This window comes from Pseudomonas sp. ACN5, from assembly GCF_002303975.1.
Taxonomy (GTDB): Bacteria; Pseudomonadota; Gammaproteobacteria; order Pseudomonadales; family Pseudomonadaceae; genus Aquipseudomonas; species Aquipseudomonas laurylsulfatiphila.
The window spans coordinates 41,932-61,349 of record NZ_MRCP01000019.1 but is presented as its reverse complement, the minus strand read 5'-3'; the positions used below and the strand labels follow the sequence as shown (position 1 = coordinate 61,349).

The window sequence follows — 19,418 nt, the reverse complement described above, 5'->3', positions numbered from 1 at the left end:
ATGAGACGGTTGGCAGCCCTCGCCGCGATGCGCACGGCCAGGGCCACCTCCCGGGGTTACCAGGTCAGCACCGCGCCCACGGCAAAGGTGTCGGTGTCTTCGTTCTGCTCATCGGTGTCGTGGCCGTTGATTTCGAACTGGTTGTACTCGGCCACCAGCTTGAGGTTGTCGTTCACGTCATGGAACAACGCGATGCCGCGGGTCTCGTAGTCCGCGCCGCTGCCGACCACACCGTTGCCGTCGTCATTGGTCTTGCCGTAGGACAAGGCCAGGCGGTTCTTGCCCAGTTTGTAGGAACCCTGCATCAGGTAGCCGTCGCTGTCGACGTTGCGCAAGGTCGGCTCGCCGGCATTGTTGGTGAAAAACGGGTTGATGCCCTTGGCCTGGAAACCGGACCCGGTGAGGGACAAGCCGCCCATCTTCGCCTGCACGCCATAACCGACCCCCTTGGAGGTGACGGTCTCGACCGTGGAATCGGTGTTGTCCGAGGTCTGGTAGCTGCCGTTGACCCAGCTGTAAATCTTTGCCCCGGCCAGGTCGAACTGATAGGTGACTTCACTCTCGGTACGCGGGTTTTCCTGATAGGCCTTGCCCGTCGGGCTGCTGTCGTTGGTGTCCACCGGGTCCATGATCCCGACCGCCACGCGCAGTCCGTCCATCACCGGGGTGCGATAGGTGATCTGCGAGGTCGGGAACGGATACGGGTAACCGGTGCCGATGTTGCCGAACGACACCCCGCCGCCATCCACCAGCCCCAACGTATCGCTGACCTGGCCGTAACCGGCGAGCATTTCGTCGAGCAGGATGTTGGAACGGGCGAACAAGCCGAAGTCCTTGCCGATCAGTACCTCGCCCCACTCCGGGTTGGCCACGGTGCCGAAGAACTGCCGCACGTCGATCGCGGTGTCTGTGCCGTTGGTTTGGCTGTCGTTGATGGTGACCCAGAACGAGGCGCGGGCGCCGAGCTTGAGATCGTCTACCTGCTTGCCCATGTTGAATCCCAGGTAGTTGGGCAAAAAGCCCATCTTGACCCGCGACTGCCGACGGTCGTACTGATCGCCGGCGCGGTCGACATCGCTGTTTACGTAGAAGGCGTTGATGTAGCCGTCGGTGGAGAACGTGGTCTGGTCCTTGTCGTACAGCATGATATCCGCCTCAGCCACCTGGTTCAGGCCCAGGGCAGACAGGCTGGCGATAAAGGCTGGCAGAAAACGATGCGTGACGTTCTTATTGTTGTGCATGGCGCGCTCCGAAACGGGGGACTGAGTGTCGGAGGCGATTATCGAAACCTGACGGGCGGCGCCATACGCTGCCTTGGGGCTGGTTTTGAGGTGCTTTGGATTGGCTGGCGGCGCGTGACCGCTATGGCGTAAGACCGCTCGTCGGCGAGGCTCGCCACTTAGGGTGTAGGCCTGTGGACCCGACTGGCATCCACAGGAACCGGTACCGGCTAGGCGTTGGCCTTGAGCAACATGTAGGCGGCGACCACCACGCAGATGCTGGCGAACCCGACCTGCAACGCCCGCGCCGGCACCCGGGCGCACAGCTTGCGGCCGATGATCATGCCGATAATGCTCGTGCCAATGAAGGTGGCACCCACACTGTCGATGCGCACGCCGGCATGGAACGCGCCGATCACGCCGATGGCCGAAATCAGGCTGATCACCATCAGAGAAGTAGCGATGATTCCGCGCATCTGCACATCGGTCAGTTGCTTGAACGCCGGGACAATCAGGAAGCCGCCGCCCACCCCCAGCAATCCCGAGACCACACCCGTGACCGCTCCGAGCGCGGCGAGGGTCGCGGTGCATTTGGCGGTCCAGGAAAAGCGCCCGGTCTGTTGATCGAGCATGCAGTTTTTCTGGCCCCAGTTCGCGTGCCCGTGGTCGCTCGGGCCTTCGTCCTTGCGTTCACGGCGCAACATCCGCCAGGCCACCATGACCATCAGCAGGCTGAACAGGATCATCAGGATTTTTTCCGGTAACTGATGGGCGAAGTAGATGCCCACCGGCGAAAACACCGCACCGAGCGCGGCGATCAGCAACGCCGCGCGATACCGTACCAGGCCATGACGCAATCCATCGATGGCGCCGACCGCTGCCGCACTGCCCACCGCAAACAATGCCACGGGAGCGGCCTGGGTCATGCTCCAGCCCAATCCCAATACCAGGGCCGGTACCGCGAGAATCCCGCCGCCCGCGCCAGTCAAACCCAATACCAACCCCATCACCACGCCAAACAGACTTGCCAGCAACATAGGGAGTTCTCAGTCGACCCTGGACAGACGCGTCAGCCACTCGCGCCCCTTGAGCATACCGTTCCAATAGAACCACGGTAGCAGCGTTGCCTTGAGCCACCACGCTGAGCGGCGCGGCGTCGTCGGGTCAAGGGGAAAGGTCGGCAGCAATTTGCCCGCATAACCGAACTCGGCAAGGATCACCTTGCCCTTCTCCACCGTCAGCGGGCAGGAGCCATAGCCGTCGTACTTCAGCGGCAAGGGTTGTTGCTTGCGCAAGGCCAGCAGGTTTTCGGCCACGACCACTATCTGCTTGCGCACCGCCGCGGCGGTTTTTGCATTGCTGGTGCCGCAGATATCACCCAGCGCGAAGACGCCTGGATAACGCGGATGCTGCAGGCTGTGGGGATCGACCTCGCACCAGCCGGCGGCGTCGGCCAGCGGACTCCGGGCGACGAAATCCGGGGCCACCTGAGGCGGTACGACATGCAGCAAATCAAAGGTTTTTGCCTGGCGGGTGACAGTGCCTTCGGCGTCCTTGACCTCGAACCACGCGGTTTTCGCCGGGCCGTCGACCTTGACCAGATTCGAATTGAATGCCAGCCGGGCGTTGTACTTCTCGATGTAATTCATCAGCGGCGGGACAAAGGTCGCCACGCCGAACAGTGCCGCGCCTGCGAGATTGAACTCGACATCGATGTTGTTCAGCACACCGTTCCTGTTCCAGTGATCACAGGACAGGTACAGCGCTTTTTGAGGCGCTCCCGCACATTTGATCGGCATGGCCGGCTGGGTGAACAGCACCTTGCCGCCGCGCAGTTTCTGCACCTGGTCCCAAGTGTAGGGCGCGTGCCGGTAGCTGTAGTTGGAGGTCACGCCGTGCTGGCCGAGGGTCTCCTCCAGGCCTTCGATTTTCTCCCAGGCCAGGCGCAGGCCGGGGCAGACCACCAGGTTCTGATAGCTGACCGTGCGCGCGTCACTGAGGATGAGCCGGCCATGATCGGGGTCGATGCCGGTCACGGCAGCCTGCACCCAATTGACCCCGCGCGGCATCACCGACGCCATTGGCCGCACGGTGTTTTCCACGTTGTAGGCGCCACCGCCGACCAGCGTCCAGGCCGGTTGATAGAAATGCCGGGAGTCGGGTTCGATCACCGTGATGTTGAGGTGCGGACTACGCTTGAGCAGGCTGGCGACAAGGCCTATGCCCGCCGTGCCGCCGCCGATCACCACGATATCTGCACTGATGGATGGGCCCCAGTGTTGATCGTTCATTGCTTGTTCCTTTTGCTGCACGCAAGGATTTTTCCAGTCAACACACAAAACTACTGTGGGAGCGGGCTTGCTCGCGAAGGCGGTGTGTCAGTAGACATAAACGTTGGCTGACACACCGCCTTCGCGAGCAAGCCCGCTCCCACAGGTTCGGTGTGTTGAAAAAATCAAGGTTGAACCCAGCTTTTAAGCACCGCCCCGCAATACAGCCCGGAGAGGGTTTTCATCACCTGGATCACCTCGTGACTGGCGAGACCGTAAAAAATGTACTTGCCTTCACGACGGGTCGCGACCAGTCCTTCATCGCGCAGGATCCCCAGTTGCTGGGACAGGGTCGGTTGGCGCACGCCGGTCATTTTTTCCAGCTCGCCGACGTTGCGCTCGCCCTGGGTCAGCTGGCACAGGATCAACAGGCGGTCCTCATTGGCCAGGGCCTTGAGCAGCGCACAGGCCTTGGAGGCCGAGGCGCGTAGTTGGGCGACTTCACATTCGGTCAGACTGGATTGCATTTGCAGGATGCCTTCAACGTCACTTAAGCTGCGAACATTATGTTTTTACATAAAGTGTTGCAACTGACTTTTCCACCCCTGCACAGGTTCGTGTCCATGCCCGCACTGATTGAAGCTTTCCTCGACCCCGCCTCCTCGACCTACAGCTACGTGGTCTACGAGGCCGATGGCGGGCAGTGTGCGATTGTCGACCCGGTGCTCGACTACGACGGTGCGGCCGGGCGTACCGCGACCACCCAGGCTGACAAAATCATCGCCTTCGTCCGCGCCCACACACTGCAAGTGCAATGGCTGCTGGAAACCCACGCCCACGCCGATCACCTGTCCGCCGCACCCTATCTGCGCCAGCAGCTGGGTGGAAAAATCGCCATCGGCGAGTCGATCAGCAAGGTCCAGGACGTGTTCAAGGCGCTGTTCAATCTGGAGCCATCCTTTCGCGTCGACGGTTCGCAGTTCGATCACCTCTTTGCCCCCGATGAGTCGTTCATGATCGGCAACCTCAAGGCGACCGCCCTGCACGTGCCCGGCCATACGCCGGCGGACATGGCCTACCTGATCGACGGTGATGTGATTCTGGTGGGCGATACGATGTTCATGCCCGATGTCGGCTCTGCCCGTTGCGATTTCCCCGGTGGCAATGCCAACCAGATGTTTGCCTCGATCCGCAAGCTGCTGGCCTTCCCCGCCAGCGTGCGCCTGTACGTCTGCCACGACTACCCGCCCGAAGGGCGCGCTCCCGAATGCATGACCACCGTCGGTGAACAGCGCAAAAACAACATTCACGTGCGCGACGGTATCGACGAAAACGCCTTCGTGGAAATGCGCACCCGGCGCGATTCGGGGTTGGGGATGCCGACACTGTTACTGCCGGCGATCCAGGTGAATGTGCGGGCGGGGAACTTGCCGCCGGCCGAGGACAACGGCGTGACCTACCTGAAAATCCCTCTGAACAAACTCTGACCCTGTAGGAGTGAGCTCGCTCGCGATGGACTTGAGGGCAACGCGTTTATTCAGAAGACTCGCGTTATCGTTAACCTCCATCGCGAGCAAGCTCGCTCCTACAAGGTGATCGTTATTTCAGGTGCCCAGCGTCAGGCCATTGGCCGGCAACGGCAGCGCGGTCTTGTACCTCACCTGCTTGAGCGCAAAGCTCGATCGAATGTTCGCCACCCCCGGCACCTTGGTCAGAAAATCCATCATGAAACGCTCCAGCGACTGGATGGTCGGCACCAGCACCCGGATCAGGTAGTCCGGGTCGCCGGCCATCAGGTAGCACTCCATCACCTCGGGGCGGTCGGAAATCGCTTCTTCGAAATGCTGCAACGCCTCTTCCACCTGCTTCTCCAGGCTGACGTGAATGAACACGTTCACGTGCAACCCCAGCAGGTCGGCATCGAGCAACGTCACTTGCTCGCGGATCACCCCCAGTTCTTCCATGGCCTTGACCCGGTTGAAACACGGCGTCGGCGAGAGGTTCACCGAACGTGCGAGGTCGGCGTTGGTGATGCGCGCATTCTCCTGAAGGCTGTTGAGAATGCCGATATCGGTACGGTCCAGTTTGCGCATGAGACAAAACCACCTGTTTTTTATGCTTATGCAGGTTTTTTATCTGCAAATGATCTTTAACGCAACGAAACAGAGAGAAATATTCTTCTTGGGCGGGCCTATGATTGTTGTAGGACAAGATTTCTTCTACCGAACGAAATCTGTCAGCTCACTACAAGAAATTCACAAGATCGAGCGTAGAAGCCATGACCCAAGCGTATGAACCGCTGCGCCTGCACGTCCCCGAACCCTCGGGCCGTCCCGGCTGTAAAACCGACTTCTCCTACCTGCATCTGACCGATGCCGGCACGGTGCGCAAACCCCCAATCGATGTTGAACCGGCTGACACGGCTGACCTGGCCCGAGGCCTGATCCGCGTGCTCGACGACCAGGGCAATGCCCTTGGGCCGTGGGCCGAAAACGTGCCGGTGGAGATCCTGCGCAAGGGCATGCGCGCCATGCTCAAGACCCGCATCTACGACAACCGCATGGTGGTCGCCCAGCGTCAGAAAAAGATGTCGTTCTACATGCAGAGCCTCGGCGAGGAAGCCATCGGCAGCGCCCAGGCCCTGGCCTTGAACATCGACGACATGTGCTTCCCGACCTACCGCCAGCAAAGCATTCTGATGGCCCGCGACGTGCCGCTGGTCGACCTGATCTGCCAGCTGCTGTCCAACGAGCGCGATCCGCTCAAGGGCCGGCAATTGCCGATCATGTACTCGGTCAAGGAGTCCGGTTTCTTCACCATCTCCGGCAACCTCGCCACCCAGTTCATCCAGGGCGTGGGCTGGGGCATGGCCTCGGCGATCAAGGGCGACACCAAAATCGCTTCGGCCTGGATCGGCGACGGCGCCACCGCCGAGTCGGACTTCCACACCGCCCTGACCTTCGCCCACGTGTACCGCGCGCCGGTGATCCTCAACGTGGTCAACAACCAGTGGGCGATCTCCACCTTCCAGGCGATCGCCGGTGGTGAAGCCACCACCTTCGCCGGTCGCGGCGTCGGTTGCGGCATTGCCTCCCTGCGGGTCGACGGCAACGATTTCTACGCGGTCTACGCCGCCTCCGCCTGGGCCGCCGAACGTGCGCGCCGCGGCCTCGGCCCGACCATGATCGAATGGGTCACCTACCGCGCCGGCCCGCACTCGACCTCCGATGATCCGTCCAAATACCGCCCTGCCGATGACTGGAGCCACTTCCCGCTCGGCGATCCGATTGCGCGCCTCAAGCAGCACCTGATCAAGGTCGGCCAGTGGTCCGAAGAGGAACACGCCGCGGTCAGCGCCGAACTGGAAGCCCAAGTGATCGCCGCTCAGAAAGAAGCCGAACAGTACGGCACCCTCGCCGGCGGCCAGATTCCAAGCGCTGCGACCATGTTCGAAGACGTCTACAAAGAGATGCCGGAGCACTTGAAGCGCCAGCGCCAAGAGTTGGGGATCTGACATGAACGATCACAACAACAATATCGAGCTGGAAACCGCCATGACCACGACCACCATGACCATGATCCAGGCCCTGCGCTCGGCCATGGATGTGATGCTTGAACGTGACGACAACGTCGTGGTCTTCGGCCAGGACGTTGGCTACTTCGGCGGCGTGTTCCGCTGCACCGAAGGCCTGCAGAACAAATACGGCACCTCCCGGGTGTTCGACGCGCCGATCTCCGAAAGCGGCATCGTCGGTGTCGCCGTGGGCATGGGCGCCTACGGTCTGCGCCCGGTGGCCGAGATCCAGTTCGCCGACTATGTCTACCCGGCGTCCGACCAGATCATTTCCGAAGCCGCCCGCCTGCGTTATCGCTCGGCAGGCGAGTTCACCGCACCGATGACCCTGCGCATGCCTTGCGGCGGCGGTATCTACGGCGGCCAGACCCACAGCCAGAGCATCGAGGCGATGTTCACCCAGGTCTGCGGTTTGCGCACGGTGATGCCGTCCAACCCGTACGACGCCAAGGGCCTGTTGATCGCCTCCATCGAAAACGATGACCCGGTGATCTTCCTCGAGCCAAAACGCCTGTACAACGGTCCGTTCGACGGCCACCACGACCGTCCGGTAACCCCGTGGTCGAAACACCCTGCCGCGCAAGTCCCGGACGGTTACTACACCGTGCCGCTGGACGTCGCTGCGATCACCCGTCCGGGCAAGGACGTCACCGTGCTGACCTACGGCACCACCGTGTACGTATCGCAAGTCGCTGCTGAAGAAAGCGGCGTTGACGCCGAAGTCATCGACCTGCGCAGCCTGTGGCCGCTGGACCTGGAAACCATCGTCAAATCGGTGAAAAAGACCGGCCGTTGCGTGGTGGTGCACGAAGCGACCCGTACCTGCGGCTTTGGTGCCGAACTGGTATCGCTGGTGCAAGAGCATTGCTTCCACCACCTGGAAGCGCCGATCGAACGCGTCACTGGTTGGGACACCCCTTACCCGCACGCGCAAGAGTGGGCGTATTTCCCAGGGCCGTCCCGAGTGGGCGCGGCGTTGAAACGGGTCATGGAGGTCTGAATGGGCACGCACGTCATTAAAATGCCGGACATTGGTGAAGGCATTGCAGAAGTTGAATTGTCGGTCTGGCACGTCAAGGTCGGCGACATGGTCGTCGAAGATCAGGTGCTGGCCGATGTCATGACCGACAAGGCGATGGTCGATATCCCGTCGCCGGTGCATGGCAAGGTGATTGCCCTCGGTGGCCAGCCGGGCGAAGTCATGGCGGTTGGCAGTGTGCTGATCAGCATTGAAGTCGAAGGCGCGGGCAACGTTAAGGAGTCGGCGCAACCGGCTCCCGTTAAAGAAGCCCCGGTGGTCGCACCAAAAGTTGAAGCCGTGGTTGAAAGCAAACCGGTCGCTGCCCCAGCGCCGAAAGTTGCTGTATGCCAGGGCCCTATGGTGGCTCGCGCGGCCGATGAACGTCCGCTGGCCTCCCCGGCCGTGCGCAAGCATGCGCTGGACCTGGGCATTCAGTTGCGCCTGGTGCGTGGCACCGGCCCGGCCGGTCGTGTGCTGCATGAAGACCTGGACGCCTACCTGGCTCAGGGTCAGTCGAATGCATCGACGGTCAGCAGTGCTTACACCCAGCGCACCGACGAACAGCAGATCCCGGTGATCGGCATGCGCCGCAAGATCGCCCAGCGCATGCAGGACGCCACCCAGCGCGCCGCCCACTTCAGCTACGTCGAGGAAATCGACGTCACCGCCGTGGAAGAGCTGCGCGCGCACCTCAACGAAAAACACGGCGCGACTCGCGGCAAGCTGACCTTGCTGCCGTTCCTGGTCCGCGCCATGGTCGTCGCCCTGCGTGATTTCCCGCAGATCAACGCTCGTTATGACGATGAGGCACAGGTCATCACCCGCCTCGGTGCCGTGCATGTCGGCATTGCCACGCAAGCCGATATTGGCCTGATGGTGCCGGTGGTGCGTCACGCCGAAGCCCGCAGCCTGTGGGACAGCGCAGCGGAAATCTCGCGTTTGGCCACCGCCGCGCGCAACGGCAAGGCCAGCCGCGATGAGCTGTCCGGCTCGAGCATCACCCTGACCAGCCTCGGCGCCTTGGGCGGCATCGTCAGCACGCCGGTGCTGAACCTGCCGGAAGTGGCGATTGTCGGCGTGAACAAGATCGTCGAACGGCCGATGGTGATCAAAGGCCAGATCGTGGTCCGCAAGATGATGAACCTCTCCAGCTCCTTCGATCACCGCGTGGTCGACGGCATGGACGCGGCGCTCTTCATCCAGGCCATTCGTGGCTTGCTCGAACAACCCGCCACGCTCTTTGTCGATTAAGCATTTGTGGAGAAAGTCATGCAGACACTGAACACCACGCTGCTGATCATCGGCGGCGGTCCTGGCGGTTATGTGACGGCGATCCGTGCCGGCCAGCTGGGCATCCCGACCATCCTGGTGGAAGGCCAATCCCTGGGCGGCACCTGCCTGAACATCGGCTGCATTCCGTCCAAGGCACTGATTCACGTCGCTGAGCAGTTTCATCAGACGCAGCAGCACCATCAGCTTTCGGCCCTGGGCATCAGCGTTTCGGCGCCGACCCTCGACATCACCAAGAGCGTCGAATGGAAAGACGGCATCGTCGATCGCCTGACCACCGGCGTTGCCGCGCTGCTGAAAAAGAACAAGGTCCAGGTCATTCAAGGCTGGGCCAAAGTGGTTGACGGTAAAACCGTCGAGGTCGGCGACACACGCATTCTGTGCGAGCACCTGGTGCTGGCCACCGGTTCGAAAAGCGTGAACTTGCCGATGTTGCCGATTGGCGGGCCGATCATCTCGTCCACCGAAGCCCTGGCGCCGACATCCGTGCCCAAGCGCTTGATTGTGGTCGGCGGTGGCTACATCGGTCTGGAGCTGGGCATTGCCTATCGCAAGCTCGGTGTCGAGGTCAGCGTGGTGGAAGCGCAGGAGCGCATCCTGCCGGCCTACGACGCCGAACTGACCCAGCCTGTGCACGACGAACTGAGAAAGCTCGGCGTGAAGCTTTACTTGAAACACAGCGTGCAAGGCTTTGATTCGAAAGAAAATACCTTGCAAGTTCTAGCCCCGAACGGCGCGACCCTGAACCTGGAAACCGATCAGGTGCTGGTGGCCGTCGGTCGCAAGCCGAACACCCAGGGCTGGAACCTCGAAGCGCTGAACCTGGACATGAACGGTTCGTCGATCAAGATCGACAACCGCTGCCAGACCAGCATGCGCAACGTCTATGCCATCGGCGACCTGAGCGGCGAACCGATGCTCGCGCACCGGGCCATGGCCCAGGGCGAGATGGTCGCCGAGCTGATCAGCGGTAAATCCCGCGAGTTCAACCCGACCGCCATCGCCGCCGTGTGCTTCACCGACCCGGAACTGGTGGTGGTCGGCAAGACCCCGGACGAGGCCAAGACCACGGGTCTGGACTGCATCGTGTCGAGCTTCCCGTTCGCCGCCAACGGCCGGGCGATGACCCTTGAGTCGAAAAGCGGCTTCGTGCGTGTGGTCGCCCGTCGGGACAATCATGTGATTGTCGGCTGGCAGGCGGTGGGTGTCGGCGTGTCCGAATTGTCCACGGCGTTCGCGCAAAGCCTGGAGATGGGTGCGCGGCTGGAAGACATCGGCGGCACCATCCATGCGCATCCGACGCTCGGCGAGGCTGTGCAGGAAGCGGCGTTGCGTGCGCTGGGGCATGCGTTGCACCTGTAAATCAGGGCGAGGGATGATGGCAGGGATGGCCTCTTCGCGAGCAAGCCCGCTCCCACAGGGGAATGCATTTCAAATGTGGGAGCGGGCTTGCTCGCGAATTCTCAAGGTCAACGCGAATTATCTGCCGATCAGCCGATCAGCCGATCAGCCGATAGTCTGGGCTGCGAAATTGGCCCGGAATGAAGTATTGTTGTCCCCATCCAAAAAACGTCAGAAGCCTTGAACCGTTTCGGCGGTTGTTAAGTGATAGAGGGTGTCATGGGTAACGAAAGCATCAATTGGGACAAGCTGGGTTTTGACTACATCAAGACTGACAAGCGCTATCTGTCGTACTTTCGCAATGGCGAATGGGACAAGGGCACCCTGACCGAAGATAACGTGCTGCACATCAGCGAAGGCTCCACTGCCCTTCACTATGGCCAGCAATGCTTCGAAGGCATGAAGGCCTATCGTTGCAAGGACGGCTCGATCAACCTGTTCCGCCCGGACCAGAACGCCCTGCGCATGCAGCGCAGTTGCGCCCGTCTGCTGATGCCGCAAGTCGACACCGAGCAATTCATCGAAGCCTGCAAGGCCGTGGTCCGCGCCAACGAGCGTTTCATTCCGCCGTACGGCACCGGCGGCGCGCTGTACCTGCGCCCGTTCGTGATCGGCGTGGGTGACAACATCGGCGTGCGTACCGCCCCCGAGTTCATCTTCTCGATCTTCTGCATCCCGGTCGGCGCCTACTTCAAGGGTGGCCTGACCCCGCACAACTTCCAGATCTCCAGCTACGACCGCGCTGCGCCGCAAGGCACCGGTGCGGCCAAGGTCGGTGGCAACTATGCCGCCAGCCTGATGCCGGGCTCCAAGGCCAAGAAAGCCCACTTTGCCGACGCCATCTACCTGGATCCGATGACCCACACCAAGATCGAGGAAGTCGGTTCGGCCAACTTCTTCGGGATCACCCACGACAACAAGTTCGTGACCCCGAACTCGCCATCGGTACTGCCGGGCATCACCCGTCTGTCGCTGATCGAGCTGGCCAGGACCCGTCTGGGTATGGAAGTGGTTGAAGGCGACGTGTTCATCGACAAGCTCTCCGACTTCAAGGAAGCCGGTGCTTGCGGTACTGCGGCGGTGATCACACCGATTGGCGGCATCGACTACAACGACCACCTGCACGTGTTCCACAGCGAAACCGAAGTCGGCCCGGTCACCCAGAAGCTCTACAAAGAGCTGACCGGCGTGCAAACCGGCGACATCGAAGCGCCAGTGGGCTGGATCGTCAAGGTCTGACCTGACGCCAGAAGCACAAAAGCCCCCCATCGGGTGACCGACGGGGGGCTTTTTGTTTGCATCGTACTGACGAGTCCCCCCCTGTGGGAGCGGGCTTGCTCGCGAAGGGGCCGTCAGATTCGACATCATCATTGCCTGACACACCGCTTTCGCGAGCAAGCCCGCTCCCACACTGGTTTTGTGTCGTTCGCAGATCTTGTGCACACTGAAAATCCCTGTGGGAGCGGGCTTGCCCGCGAAGGCAGTATGTCAGTCACCACAGAAGCAACCGGAAAAATGCTATTGATCGTTAATGGATGCACCTGGTGTGGTCGGCGCTGCCGCGATTGGTAATCTTTTGCCATTGCCTTCAACCAGCAGCGGCAACTCAAGCCCAAACCGCCCCGCCATCTCCTTGCGCCCCAACGCCGTCAACGCCAACGCCCGACTGTCCAGATCCTGGGTCACCCATTTGCGCTTGAGCGCCGTTTGCAACAACGCCGCCCCTAGTGATCCACCCAGGTGCGGCCGGCGCATGCTCCAGTCCAGGCACGGGCAGGCAAAACGGCGGCGCAGCGTACTCAGATCCTGCACTTCAATGCCTAGCCCCTGAAACATTGCCGAACCACTGTCACTCAAGCGATAGGCCTGTTCGTCGGTTTCCTCCAGCCAGCCCGCTTCGAGCATCCGGTCATGCAACAGCACGGCCAGGGTTCCCGCCATATGGTCGTAGCAGGTGCGGGCAAACTGCAGGCGATCCGGGGTACGCGACTGGAAGCTCGGCGCGCTGTTCTGGCCGATCACCATCAGCGCTTCCAGGACCTGGGCCACACGTTTGTCCGCCAGGCTGTAATAGTGGTGACGCCCCTGAACGTGCAGCCGTATCAGCGCCATCTCCTTGAGTTTGCCCAGGTGGGCACTGGCAGTCGACGCGCTGACTTCGGCCACGGCCGCGAGTTCGGTGCTGGTGCGAGCGTGACCGTCCATCAGCGAGCAAAGGATTTTCGTCCGTGCAGGCTCCGCGATAGCGGCCGCCACTTGCGAGACACCGATGTCGTGCTGTTCTGCGCTCATATTTCGCTCCCGGACGAATCAACGCTCTTTCGGACTGGAGATAGTAGCAACACTTTCCAACAACAAAAGGCTGTAACCATGGACCCGATCATCGCTGCGACCCATGCCGATCCTTATCCCTACTACGCACAACTGCGTGCCGAGGGCGGGCTCGCTTTTCATCCGCAGCTGAACATGTGGGTGGCCAGCAGCGCCCGGGCGGTGGCTGCCGTGCTGGCGCATGCCGATTGCCAGGTTCGCCCCGCGCAGGAGCCAGTCCCCAGGGCGATTGCCGATGGCCTGACCGGCCAGGTGTTCGGCCAGTTGATGCGCATGAATGAGGGTGAGCGCCAGCAATACCCACGGTCGGCGATTGCGCCGGGGCTGGAGTTGATCGATACGCGGGAAGTCGAGAGTCTGGTCAGCGCCCGGTTGATCTCCGCCGACGCCGTCGGCCTGTACAACGCCATGTTCCGTGGGCCAGTGTGCGTGGTGGCGGCGTTGCTGGGATTCACTCCGGCTCAGGGCCGAATCATCAGTGAACTGACGGCGGACTTCGTGGCTTGCCTGTCGCCCTTGAGTACCTCGGCACAGCTGTCCGCCGCCCATGCCGCCGCCGAACAACTGAGCGGTTATTGTGTCGAGCTTTTGGCTGACCCGGACAACCACAGCCGTCTGCTTGCAGGCATCCGCCAGCGCTTCACCGGCGGTGCACCGCAAATGCTGATCGCCAACCTGATCGGCCTGTTTTCCCAGACGTTCGACGCCACGGCCGGGCTGATCGGCAACGCTGTGCTGGCATTGATTCAACACCCGACGTTACTCAGCCAATCACCCCATGTCGAAGATCTGCTGGCCGAAGTGCAGCGCTTTGACCCGCCGGTACAGAGCACCCGCCGCTTCGTCGCCGCCCCCTGCGAAATCGACGGCGCAAGGCTGAATGCCGGGGACATGATCCTGGTGCTGCTGGCCTCGGCCAATCGCGACCCACAGCTCAACGACAACCCCGACGCGCTCCTGCTCGGCCGCCCGAACCGGCGCAGCTTCACTTTTGGTGCGGGGCGCCATCAATGTCCGGGACAGACTCTGGCGTTGAGCATTGCCGGCGCTACCATCCGGCACATTCTGGTGCTGAAGCCGGGACTGGACCGCCTGACCTGGGACTACCGCCCGTCCGCGAATGGACGAATTCCGCTGTTCAGGGATTGGCCAGTGGCTTGATCGACGATCAGTCCAACTGCCCAACCCGTGCAGCATCCGGCCAGAACAACGCCGCCTGCCCCAAACGCACACCCTGCTGATCAACCAGCGTCCACACCTTGCCTTCATGAATCATGAAGGCATTGCCCTGCCGATCCACCCGATAGCCACTGTAGCCATGGGCAATGCCATGGGCCGTGACCTGCTCCAGAAGCGCCTGGCGCATGTCCCGGTCCAGCGGTGATGCACTGAAACGCGAAGGCATGCCGATGAACTGCTCGCGCGGGTACTTGAAACTGGCGAGGGCCTGCTCGTTGGCGTAATAAAACAGCGGATCGGCCTCGGTGCCATGGGCCAGCAAAGCAAAAGGCGCGTGAGCATGCAGCCAGGCCAGGCGCTCGTCTTCGCTCAGCGATTGCGGAGCCGGCAAGCGCGCACCGGTCCAGTGCCGGTAAGCGACATCCAGCTGTTGAACCATCTCCAGAAATTCATTGGCTGGCGACATGGGCTTCCTGTACGGCGGGTGAGTTCAAACACAAAACCTGTGTGAGCGAGCGGGCTCGCGACGATGGCGTGCTATTCAACATCATTGTTGACTGACGTGTCGATATCGCGAACCCGCTCGCACATGGACCCGGTACGGAACCGAACGCGCGGTGCCCGGATCACATCAGTATCGACCGCTGTCACGCCAGGGATGCACGGATGAACGACTCACCAGCACTGCGCAGTTTTATCCCGCCCTACATTCTCAACCGCATCATCGCCCACGGCTCAGAACCGCAGCGCACGGCGGCGATGATCACCCTGCATCATGTGCAAAACCTGCTGCCCAATCCCGGGCCACCTTCGCGGCCGCCGGAGCGGGCGATTCTGCCGCCGCCCGGAAAGCCGGGAGTGGTCCAGCGCAGCCTGCACGACGCCCAGAACAAAATGCTGTTGCCGGGTATGCCGGTGCGAATGGAAGGCCAGCCGGCCACAGGCGATGCGGCCGTCGATGAAGCTTACGACGCACTGGGAGCCAGCTATGATTTCTTCTGGAAGGTGCTGCGCCGCGACTCGATCGATAACAAGGGATTTGCCTTGGTCGGCAGCGTGCATTATGGCCAGGGATATGAAAACGCCTTCTGGAATGGTGCGCAAATGGTCTTTGGTGATGGTGACGGGGAAATTTTCCAGCGCTTCACCCGCTCGCTGGATGTGGTCGCCCATGAACTGGCCCATGGCGTGACCGAAAGCACGGCCGGGCTGATCTACGCCAACCAGTCCGGGGCCTTGAACGAGTCGCTGTCGGATGTGTTCGGCATCCTCACCAAGCAGTTCGTCCTTGGCCACACCGTCGAGCAGGCGGACTGGCTGATCGGGGCTGACTTGCTGACGCCAAAGATCAATGGCAGAGGCCTGCGCTCGATGTCCCACCCGGGCACGGCCTACGACGATCCGCTGTTGGGCAAGGATCCGCAACCGGATCACATGCGTGAATTCGTCATCACCCAGGAGGACAATGGTGGTGTGCACATTAATTCCGGCATCCCCAATCGCGCGTTTTATCTGGCGGCCAGAGCGCTTGGCGGGTTCGCCTGGAAGAAAGCCGGGGTGATCTGGTACGACGCCCTGTGCGACAAACGCCTGAATCCGGACGCCGATTTCGATGCCTTCGCCCGGCTGACCGTCGACCATGCCGCCCAACGCTTCGGTGCGCGAGAAGTCGAGGCCGTGCGCCAGGGCTGGGCTCAAACGGGCATCGAAATCACGGAGACCCTATGAAAACCCTGCCTGCATTGGGCGAAGACGCCCGGGTTCGCCTCTCCCGCCAGGGTGGTTTCGCGGCGATCCACGCCTTGAGCCGCCCTCGGGAAATTGAGTTTGCGCAATGCGACATCAGCCAGCGCACCCGCATCTGTTCGGTACTGGAGGGTTGCCTGACCCTGGACAGCACGGTATCCGGGCGTGGCGACCAGCGCTTTTACCAGATAGAGGTGAACTATCGGTCAGGCGAGCAGGAAGACCGGATGGTGCTTAAAGTGCCGGAGGACCAGGCACCGGGAGAGCTGGTCCATCTTTGGGACACGGGGCAGTTGCTGTAGATCTCCCCGCCCCCACCGGTCAATCATCCCGCGTCAGCACTTCCAGCAATTCAATTTCGAAGATCAGGTTCGAATTCGGCGTGATCTTGCCCATGCTGCGTTCGCCATAGGCCAGGTGCGCCGGTACCAGCAACTTGCGCTTGCCACTGACCTGCATGCCCAGGATGCCCTGGTCCCAGCCCTTGATGACCCGCCCGGTGCCGATCACGCACTGGAAGGGTTTGCCCCGGCTGTAGGACGAATCGAATTCGGTTCCGTCCTCCAGCCAGCCACGGTACTGGGTGGTGATCAACGCGCCTTTTACCGCGGCTTTTCCGTCACCCAACTGCAGATCGATTATCTGAAGCTCGTCATTCATTGAATTCACTCGTATGCTCACTCGCCCTCAAGGGCCTGATGGGCGCCGTTTTCCCAGATTTGCCCGTGATTGGCAACCCTTGCCGTCTCCGCGCGCTGCGTTTAAAGCGGTTTGCTGAACTAAAATAATCAACGATTACCCGTACGGTTCAACGCCCTGATGGCCATGCCCGAATGATCCTGCTCTGGACCAGCGTCATCCTTGGTTCAATGACGCTCACCCTGATCGTCGCGCTGGTCTGGCGCGAACGCTCGCAGCACAAGCAACTGGCGCAGTACCGCGCGATCATCAACAGCCTGTCCGAAGGCCGGAACATCCATCAGGCTGGCGACGCCGAGCGCTTCAAGCGCAGCCAGTATTTCGCTCGCATCGGCACCTGGGATTGGGATGTCGACACCGACCACCTGTACTGGTCCGACGCGATTTTCGGCATGTTCGGGTTCAAGATCGGCGAAGTGACGCCCTCCTACGCCCTGTTCTGCTCCTGCGTGCATCCTGACGACCGGCTGAGGGTCCGGGCCGGCGAACTGCGTTGCCTGGAAACCGGCGAAAACCATGATGAGGAATACCGCGTGGTCTGGCCCGACGGCACGATCCGCTGGCTGCGGGAAACCGGCAACGTGGTCAAGAATGACCACGACGAAACGATCAAGATGATGGGCGTGGTACGCGACATCACCGAAGAAAAGGCCTCGGCCAACTACCTCAAGCACCTGGCCCATTACGACCCGCTGACCGGTCTGCCCAATCGCCTGGTGCTCGAAGAGCGCCTGTGCGAAGCGCTGGAGCAGGCGCGCGCCAGCGCCACGCGGGTGGCGCTGGTGTTTGTCGATCTTAATGGTTTCAAGGCCATCAATGACCGCTATGGCCATGCGGCCGGCGACCGCGTGCTGGTCACCACCGCCACCCGGCTCAAGCGCATTCTGCGCGGCACCGACACCGTCGCGCGGATCGGTGGCGACGAATTCGTGGTCATCCTCCAGGACTTGCCCCAAGGCGAAAATCTGCAGGACGAAGTGCGCACCCTCTGCCAGAAAATCCTCGTCGAACTCTCCCCGCCCGTCACCATCGGCAACGACCAGCGCCACATCGGCACCAGCCTGGGCGTCGCCGTGTTCCCCGATCATGCGTCAAGCATCGACCGCTTGCTGCACATTGCCGACCTGGCGATGTATGAAGCCAAGCGCAGCGGGAACAATCAATATCGGTTGGGCACCGAGAGCATTGTGCGGGCACACAGCGAATAGCGTTTGCTCCTGGCATGCATTGATCCGCTTTGCACATCAATGCATGCCAACAATGCAATTAACATATCGATGCCCCTGCTCCACTATCCGCCCCAATAACAACCGTGCGCCGCGTCCAGCCGGCGCACGTCATAAAAGCGGTGGAGTACAGGTCAATGACAGCATCAATCCAACAGCCCGCGACTGCCGGTCGCTCCCGGGCCAGCGCGATTTTCCGGGTCACCTCGGGCAACTTCCTCGAACAGTTCGACTTCTTCCTTTTTGGTTTCTATGCCACGCAGATCGCTGCCGTGTTCTTTCCGGCCAGCAGCGAATTCGCCTCGCTGATGATGACCTTCGCCGTGTTCGGTGCAGGCTTCCTGATGCGTCCATTGGGCGCCGTGGTGCTGGGTGCCTACATCGATGATGTGGGTCGACGCAAAGGCTTGATCGTGACCCTGTCGATCATGGCCAGCGGCACCATCCTGATTGTGCTGGTGCCCGGTTACGAGACCATCGGTTTGTTCGCCCCGGTCCTTGTGCTGATCGGGCGGCTGCTGCAGGGCTTTTCCGCCGGTGCTGAACTGGGCGGTGTGTCGGTGTATCTCGCCGAGATCGCCACACCCGGCCACAAGGGCTTTTTCACCAGTTGGCAGTCGGGCAGCCAGCAAGTGGCGATCATCGTCGCCGCCGCACTGGGTTATGCCTTGAACCAGTGGATGGCGCCGAGTGTGATTGCCGATTGGGGCTGGCGGATTCCGTTCTTCGTCGGCTGCATGATCGTGCCCTTCATCTTCCTGCTGCGCCGCAACCTGGAAGAAACCGAAGAGTTCGCCACCCGTAAACACCGCCCGAGCATGGGTGAGGTGTTCCGCACCCTGGGGCAAAACTGGCTGATCGTGTTCGCCGGCATGATGATGGTCGCCCTGACCACCACCGCCTTCTACCTGATCACGGTGTACGCACCGACCTTCGGTAAAACCGTCCTGCACCTGAGCACGTCCGATGCGCTGCTGGTGACATTGCTGGTGGGTGTTTCGAATTTCATCTGGCTGCCGATTGGCGGCGCACTCTCGGACCGCATCGGTCGACGCCCGGTGTTGATCGCCATGGCCTTGCTGGCCATCGCCACCACTTACCCGGTGCTGACCTACCTGGTGAACGCGCCCAGCTTCATCCACATGCTGCTGGTGCTGTTGTGGCTGTCGTTCATCTACGGCCTGTACAACGGCGCGATGATCCCGGCGCTGACGGAGATCATGCCCGTGGAGGTCCGGGTGGCCGGTTTCTCCCTCGCCTATAGCCTGGCCACGGCCGTGTTCGGCGGGTTCACGCCAGCGATGTCGACCTTGCTGATCCAGTACACCGGCGACAAGGCGGCGCCAGGCTACTGGATGAGCTTTGCAGCACTGTGCGCGCTGTGCGCGACGCTCATGCTCTATCGCCGCGCCTCGAATCATCTGCAACCAGTGGCGTCGTGAACCTGCCCTTTATCGAGAA

At 61.5% G+C, this 19,418-nt stretch carries 19 protein-coding genes; 11 read left to right on the top strand and 8 right to left on the bottom strand.

Going from position 1 to position 19,418, the window contains the following annotated elements; genetic code table 11:
- Positions 1-56: 56 nt before the first annotated feature.
- From BSF40_RS27290 to BSF40_RS27275, 4 genes are all read right to left on the bottom strand, one after another.
- On the bottom strand, positions 57-1,241 hold the full coding sequence (locus BSF40_RS27290) for a porin (RefSeq protein ID WP_095967633.1): 1,185 nt from the start codon (positions 1,239-1,241) through the stop codon (positions 57-59).
- A gap of 209 nt (positions 1,242-1,450) precedes the next feature.
- Positions 1,451-2,257 (bottom strand): sulfite exporter TauE/SafE family protein, encoded by an 807-nt coding sequence (locus tag BSF40_RS27285; protein ID WP_095967632.1) that lies wholly within the window; start codon positions 2,255-2,257, stop codon positions 1,451-1,453.
- A 9-nt stretch (positions 2,258-2,266) separates the two neighbouring features.
- Positions 2,267-3,511 carry an FAD/NAD(P)-binding oxidoreductase gene (locus BSF40_RS27280; RefSeq protein WP_095967631.1) on the bottom strand — a complete coding sequence of 415 codons (1,245 nt, stop codon included), beginning with the start codon at positions 3,509-3,511 and terminating at the stop codon, positions 2,267-2,269.
- 164 nt (positions 3,512-3,675) lie between these two features.
- Entirely contained in the window at positions 3,676-4,017 is a 342-nt protein-coding gene (locus BSF40_RS27275) for a helix-turn-helix transcriptional regulator (RefSeq protein WP_007976596.1), read from the bottom strand.
- Positions 4,018-4,113: 96 nt separating this feature from the next.
- On the opposite strand from BSF40_RS27275, the gene BSF40_RS27270 reads away from it, so the two are divergent.
- On the top strand, positions 4,114-4,977 hold the full coding sequence (locus BSF40_RS27270) for an MBL fold metallo-hydrolase (protein WP_095967660.1): 864 nt from the start codon (positions 4,114-4,116) through the stop codon (positions 4,975-4,977).
- A 117-nt stretch (positions 4,978-5,094) separates the two neighbouring features.
- On the opposite strand, the gene bkdR is transcribed toward BSF40_RS27270, so the two are convergent.
- Positions 5,095-5,583, bottom strand: coding sequence for a Bkd operon transcriptional regulator BkdR (gene bkdR, locus BSF40_RS27265; RefSeq protein ID WP_095967630.1), 489 nt, complete (start codon positions 5,581-5,583; stop codon positions 5,095-5,097).
- 185 nt (positions 5,584-5,768) lie between these two features.
- On the opposite strand from bkdR, the gene BSF40_RS27255 reads away from it, so the two are divergent.
- The 5 genes from BSF40_RS27255 (at position 5,769) to BSF40_RS27235 (ending at position 12,015) form a co-directional block, all read left to right on the top strand.
- Positions 5,769-7,004, top strand: coding sequence for a 3-methyl-2-oxobutanoate dehydrogenase (2-methylpropanoyl-transferring) subunit alpha (locus BSF40_RS27255; protein ID WP_007976592.1), 1,236 nt, complete (start codon positions 5,769-5,771; stop codon positions 7,002-7,004).
- Position 7,005: 1 nt separating this feature from the next.
- Positions 7,006-8,064: an alpha-ketoacid dehydrogenase subunit beta gene (locus BSF40_RS27250; RefSeq protein WP_015095444.1), complete on the top strand. Its 1,059-nt coding sequence runs from the start codon at positions 7,006-7,008 to the stop codon at positions 8,062-8,064.
- Positions 8,065-9,336, top strand: a complete 1,272-nt coding sequence (locus BSF40_RS27245; RefSeq protein ID WP_095967628.1) for a dihydrolipoamide acetyltransferase family protein — start codon at positions 8,065-8,067, stop codon at positions 9,334-9,336.
- An 18-nt stretch (positions 9,337-9,354) separates the two neighbouring features.
- On the top strand, positions 9,355-10,737 hold the full coding sequence (lpdA, locus tag BSF40_RS27240; RefSeq protein WP_095967627.1) for a dihydrolipoyl dehydrogenase: 1,383 nt from the start codon (positions 9,355-9,357) through the stop codon (positions 10,735-10,737).
- Between the two features lie 258 nt (positions 10,738-10,995).
- On the top strand, positions 10,996-12,015 hold the full coding sequence (locus BSF40_RS27235; protein ID WP_095967626.1) for a branched-chain amino acid aminotransferase: 1,020 nt from the start codon (positions 10,996-10,998) through the stop codon (positions 12,013-12,015).
- Between the two features lie 279 nt (positions 12,016-12,294).
- Here the strand turns inward: BSF40_RS27235 and BSF40_RS27230 are convergent, their stop codons facing one another.
- Complete coding sequence (locus BSF40_RS27230; RefSeq protein ID WP_095967625.1) at positions 12,295-13,068, bottom strand: helix-turn-helix transcriptional regulator; 774 nt, start codon at positions 13,066-13,068, stop codon at positions 12,295-12,297.
- Between the two features lie 78 nt (positions 13,069-13,146).
- On the opposite strand from BSF40_RS27230, the gene BSF40_RS27225 reads away from it, so the two are divergent.
- Positions 13,147-14,268 carry a cytochrome P450 gene (locus tag BSF40_RS27225; protein ID WP_095967624.1) on the top strand — a complete coding sequence of 374 codons (1,122 nt, stop codon included), beginning with the start codon at positions 13,147-13,149 and terminating at the stop codon, positions 14,266-14,268.
- A 7-nt stretch (positions 14,269-14,275) separates the two neighbouring features.
- Here BSF40_RS27225 and BSF40_RS27220 read toward each other — a convergent pair whose 3' ends face one another.
- Positions 14,276-14,752 (bottom strand): MEKHLA domain-containing protein, encoded by a 477-nt coding sequence (locus BSF40_RS27220; protein ID WP_095967623.1) that lies wholly within the window; start codon positions 14,750-14,752, stop codon positions 14,276-14,278.
- 200 nt (positions 14,753-14,952) lie between these two features.
- Between BSF40_RS27220 and BSF40_RS27215 the strand changes: the two genes are divergently transcribed.
- Positions 14,953-16,014 carry a M4 family metallopeptidase gene (locus BSF40_RS27215; protein WP_095967622.1) on the top strand — a complete coding sequence of 354 codons (1,062 nt, stop codon included), beginning with the start codon at positions 14,953-14,955 and terminating at the stop codon, positions 16,012-16,014.
- Positions 16,011-16,334, top strand: coding sequence for a protealysin inhibitor emfourin (locus tag BSF40_RS27210; protein ID WP_095967621.1), 324 nt, complete (start codon positions 16,011-16,013; stop codon positions 16,332-16,334). Before BSF40_RS27215 ends, BSF40_RS27210 begins: the two co-directional genes overlap by 4 nt.
- A gap of 19 nt (positions 16,335-16,353) precedes the next feature.
- On the opposite strand, the gene BSF40_RS27205 is transcribed toward BSF40_RS27210, so the two are convergent.
- The gene (locus BSF40_RS27205; RefSeq protein WP_095967620.1) at positions 16,354-16,692 is read right to left on the bottom strand and encodes an FKBP-type peptidyl-prolyl cis-trans isomerase; all 339 of its coding nucleotides are present in this window, start codon (positions 16,690-16,692) and stop codon (positions 16,354-16,356) included.
- A gap of 173 nt (positions 16,693-16,865) precedes the next feature.
- Between BSF40_RS27205 and BSF40_RS27200 the strand changes: the two genes are divergently transcribed.
- Together BSF40_RS27200 and BSF40_RS27195 are read left to right on the top strand one after the other, a co-directional pair.
- Positions 16,866-17,939, top strand: coding sequence for a sensor domain-containing diguanylate cyclase (locus tag BSF40_RS27200; RefSeq protein WP_095967619.1), 1,074 nt, complete (start codon positions 16,866-16,868; stop codon positions 17,937-17,939).
- Between the two features lie 155 nt (positions 17,940-18,094).
- Positions 18,095-19,399, top strand: a complete 1,305-nt coding sequence (locus BSF40_RS27195) for an MFS transporter (RefSeq protein WP_095967618.1) — start codon at positions 18,095-18,097, stop codon at positions 19,397-19,399.
- Positions 19,400-19,418 lie beyond the last annotated feature (19 nt).

Coding starts and splice junctions, on each gene's coding strand:
- BSF40_RS27210 (WP_095967621.1), top strand. CDS start 16,011: ATGAAAACCCTGCCTGCATTGGGCGAAGACGCCCGGGTTCGCCTCTCC.
- BSF40_RS27205 (WP_095967620.1), bottom strand. CDS start 16,692: ATGAATGACGAGCTTCAGATAATCGATCTGCAGTTGGGTGACGGAAAA.
- BSF40_RS27270 (WP_095967660.1), top strand. CDS start 4,114: ATGCCCGCACTGATTGAAGCTTTCCTCGACCCCGCCTCCTCGACCTAC.
- BSF40_RS27255 (WP_007976592.1), top strand. CDS start 5,769: ATGACCCAAGCGTATGAACCGCTGCGCCTGCACGTCCCCGAACCCTCG.
- BSF40_RS27275 (WP_007976596.1), bottom strand. CDS start 4,017: ATGCAATCCAGTCTGACCGAATGTGAAGTCGCCCAACTACGCGCCTCG.
- BSF40_RS27215 (WP_095967622.1), top strand. CDS start 14,953: ATGAACGACTCACCAGCACTGCGCAGTTTTATCCCGCCCTACATTCTC.
- BSF40_RS27280 (WP_095967631.1), bottom strand. CDS start 3,511: ATGAACGATCAACACTGGGGCCCATCCATCAGTGCAGATATCGTGGTG.
- BSF40_RS27285 (WP_095967632.1), bottom strand. CDS start 2,257: ATGTTGCTGGCAAGTCTGTTTGGCGTGGTGATGGGGTTGGTATTGGGT.
- lpdA (WP_095967627.1), top strand. CDS start 9,355: ATGCAGACACTGAACACCACGCTGCTGATCATCGGCGGCGGTCCTGGC.
- BSF40_RS27225 (WP_095967624.1), top strand. CDS start 13,147: ATGGACCCGATCATCGCTGCGACCCATGCCGATCCTTATCCCTACTAC.
- BSF40_RS27230 (WP_095967625.1), bottom strand. CDS start 13,068: ATGAGCGCAGAACAGCACGACATCGGTGTCTCGCAAGTGGCGGCCGCT.
- BSF40_RS27220 (WP_095967623.1), bottom strand. CDS start 14,752: ATGTCGCCAGCCAATGAATTTCTGGAGATGGTTCAACAGCTGGATGTC.
- bkdR (WP_095967630.1), bottom strand. CDS start 5,583: ATGCGCAAACTGGACCGTACCGATATCGGCATTCTCAACAGCCTTCAG.
- BSF40_RS27235 (WP_095967626.1), top strand. CDS start 10,996: ATGGGTAACGAAAGCATCAATTGGGACAAGCTGGGTTTTGACTACATC.
- BSF40_RS27250 (WP_015095444.1), top strand. CDS start 7,006: ATGAACGATCACAACAACAATATCGAGCTGGAAACCGCCATGACCACG.
- BSF40_RS27200 (WP_095967619.1), top strand. CDS start 16,866: ATGATCCTGCTCTGGACCAGCGTCATCCTTGGTTCAATGACGCTCACC.
- BSF40_RS27290 (WP_095967633.1), bottom strand. CDS start 1,241: ATGCACAACAATAAGAACGTCACGCATCGTTTTCTGCCAGCCTTTATC.
- BSF40_RS27245 (WP_095967628.1), top strand. CDS start 8,065: ATGGGCACGCACGTCATTAAAATGCCGGACATTGGTGAAGGCATTGCA.
- BSF40_RS27195 (WP_095967618.1), top strand. CDS start 18,095: ATGACAGCATCAATCCAACAGCCCGCGACTGCCGGTCGCTCCCGGGCC.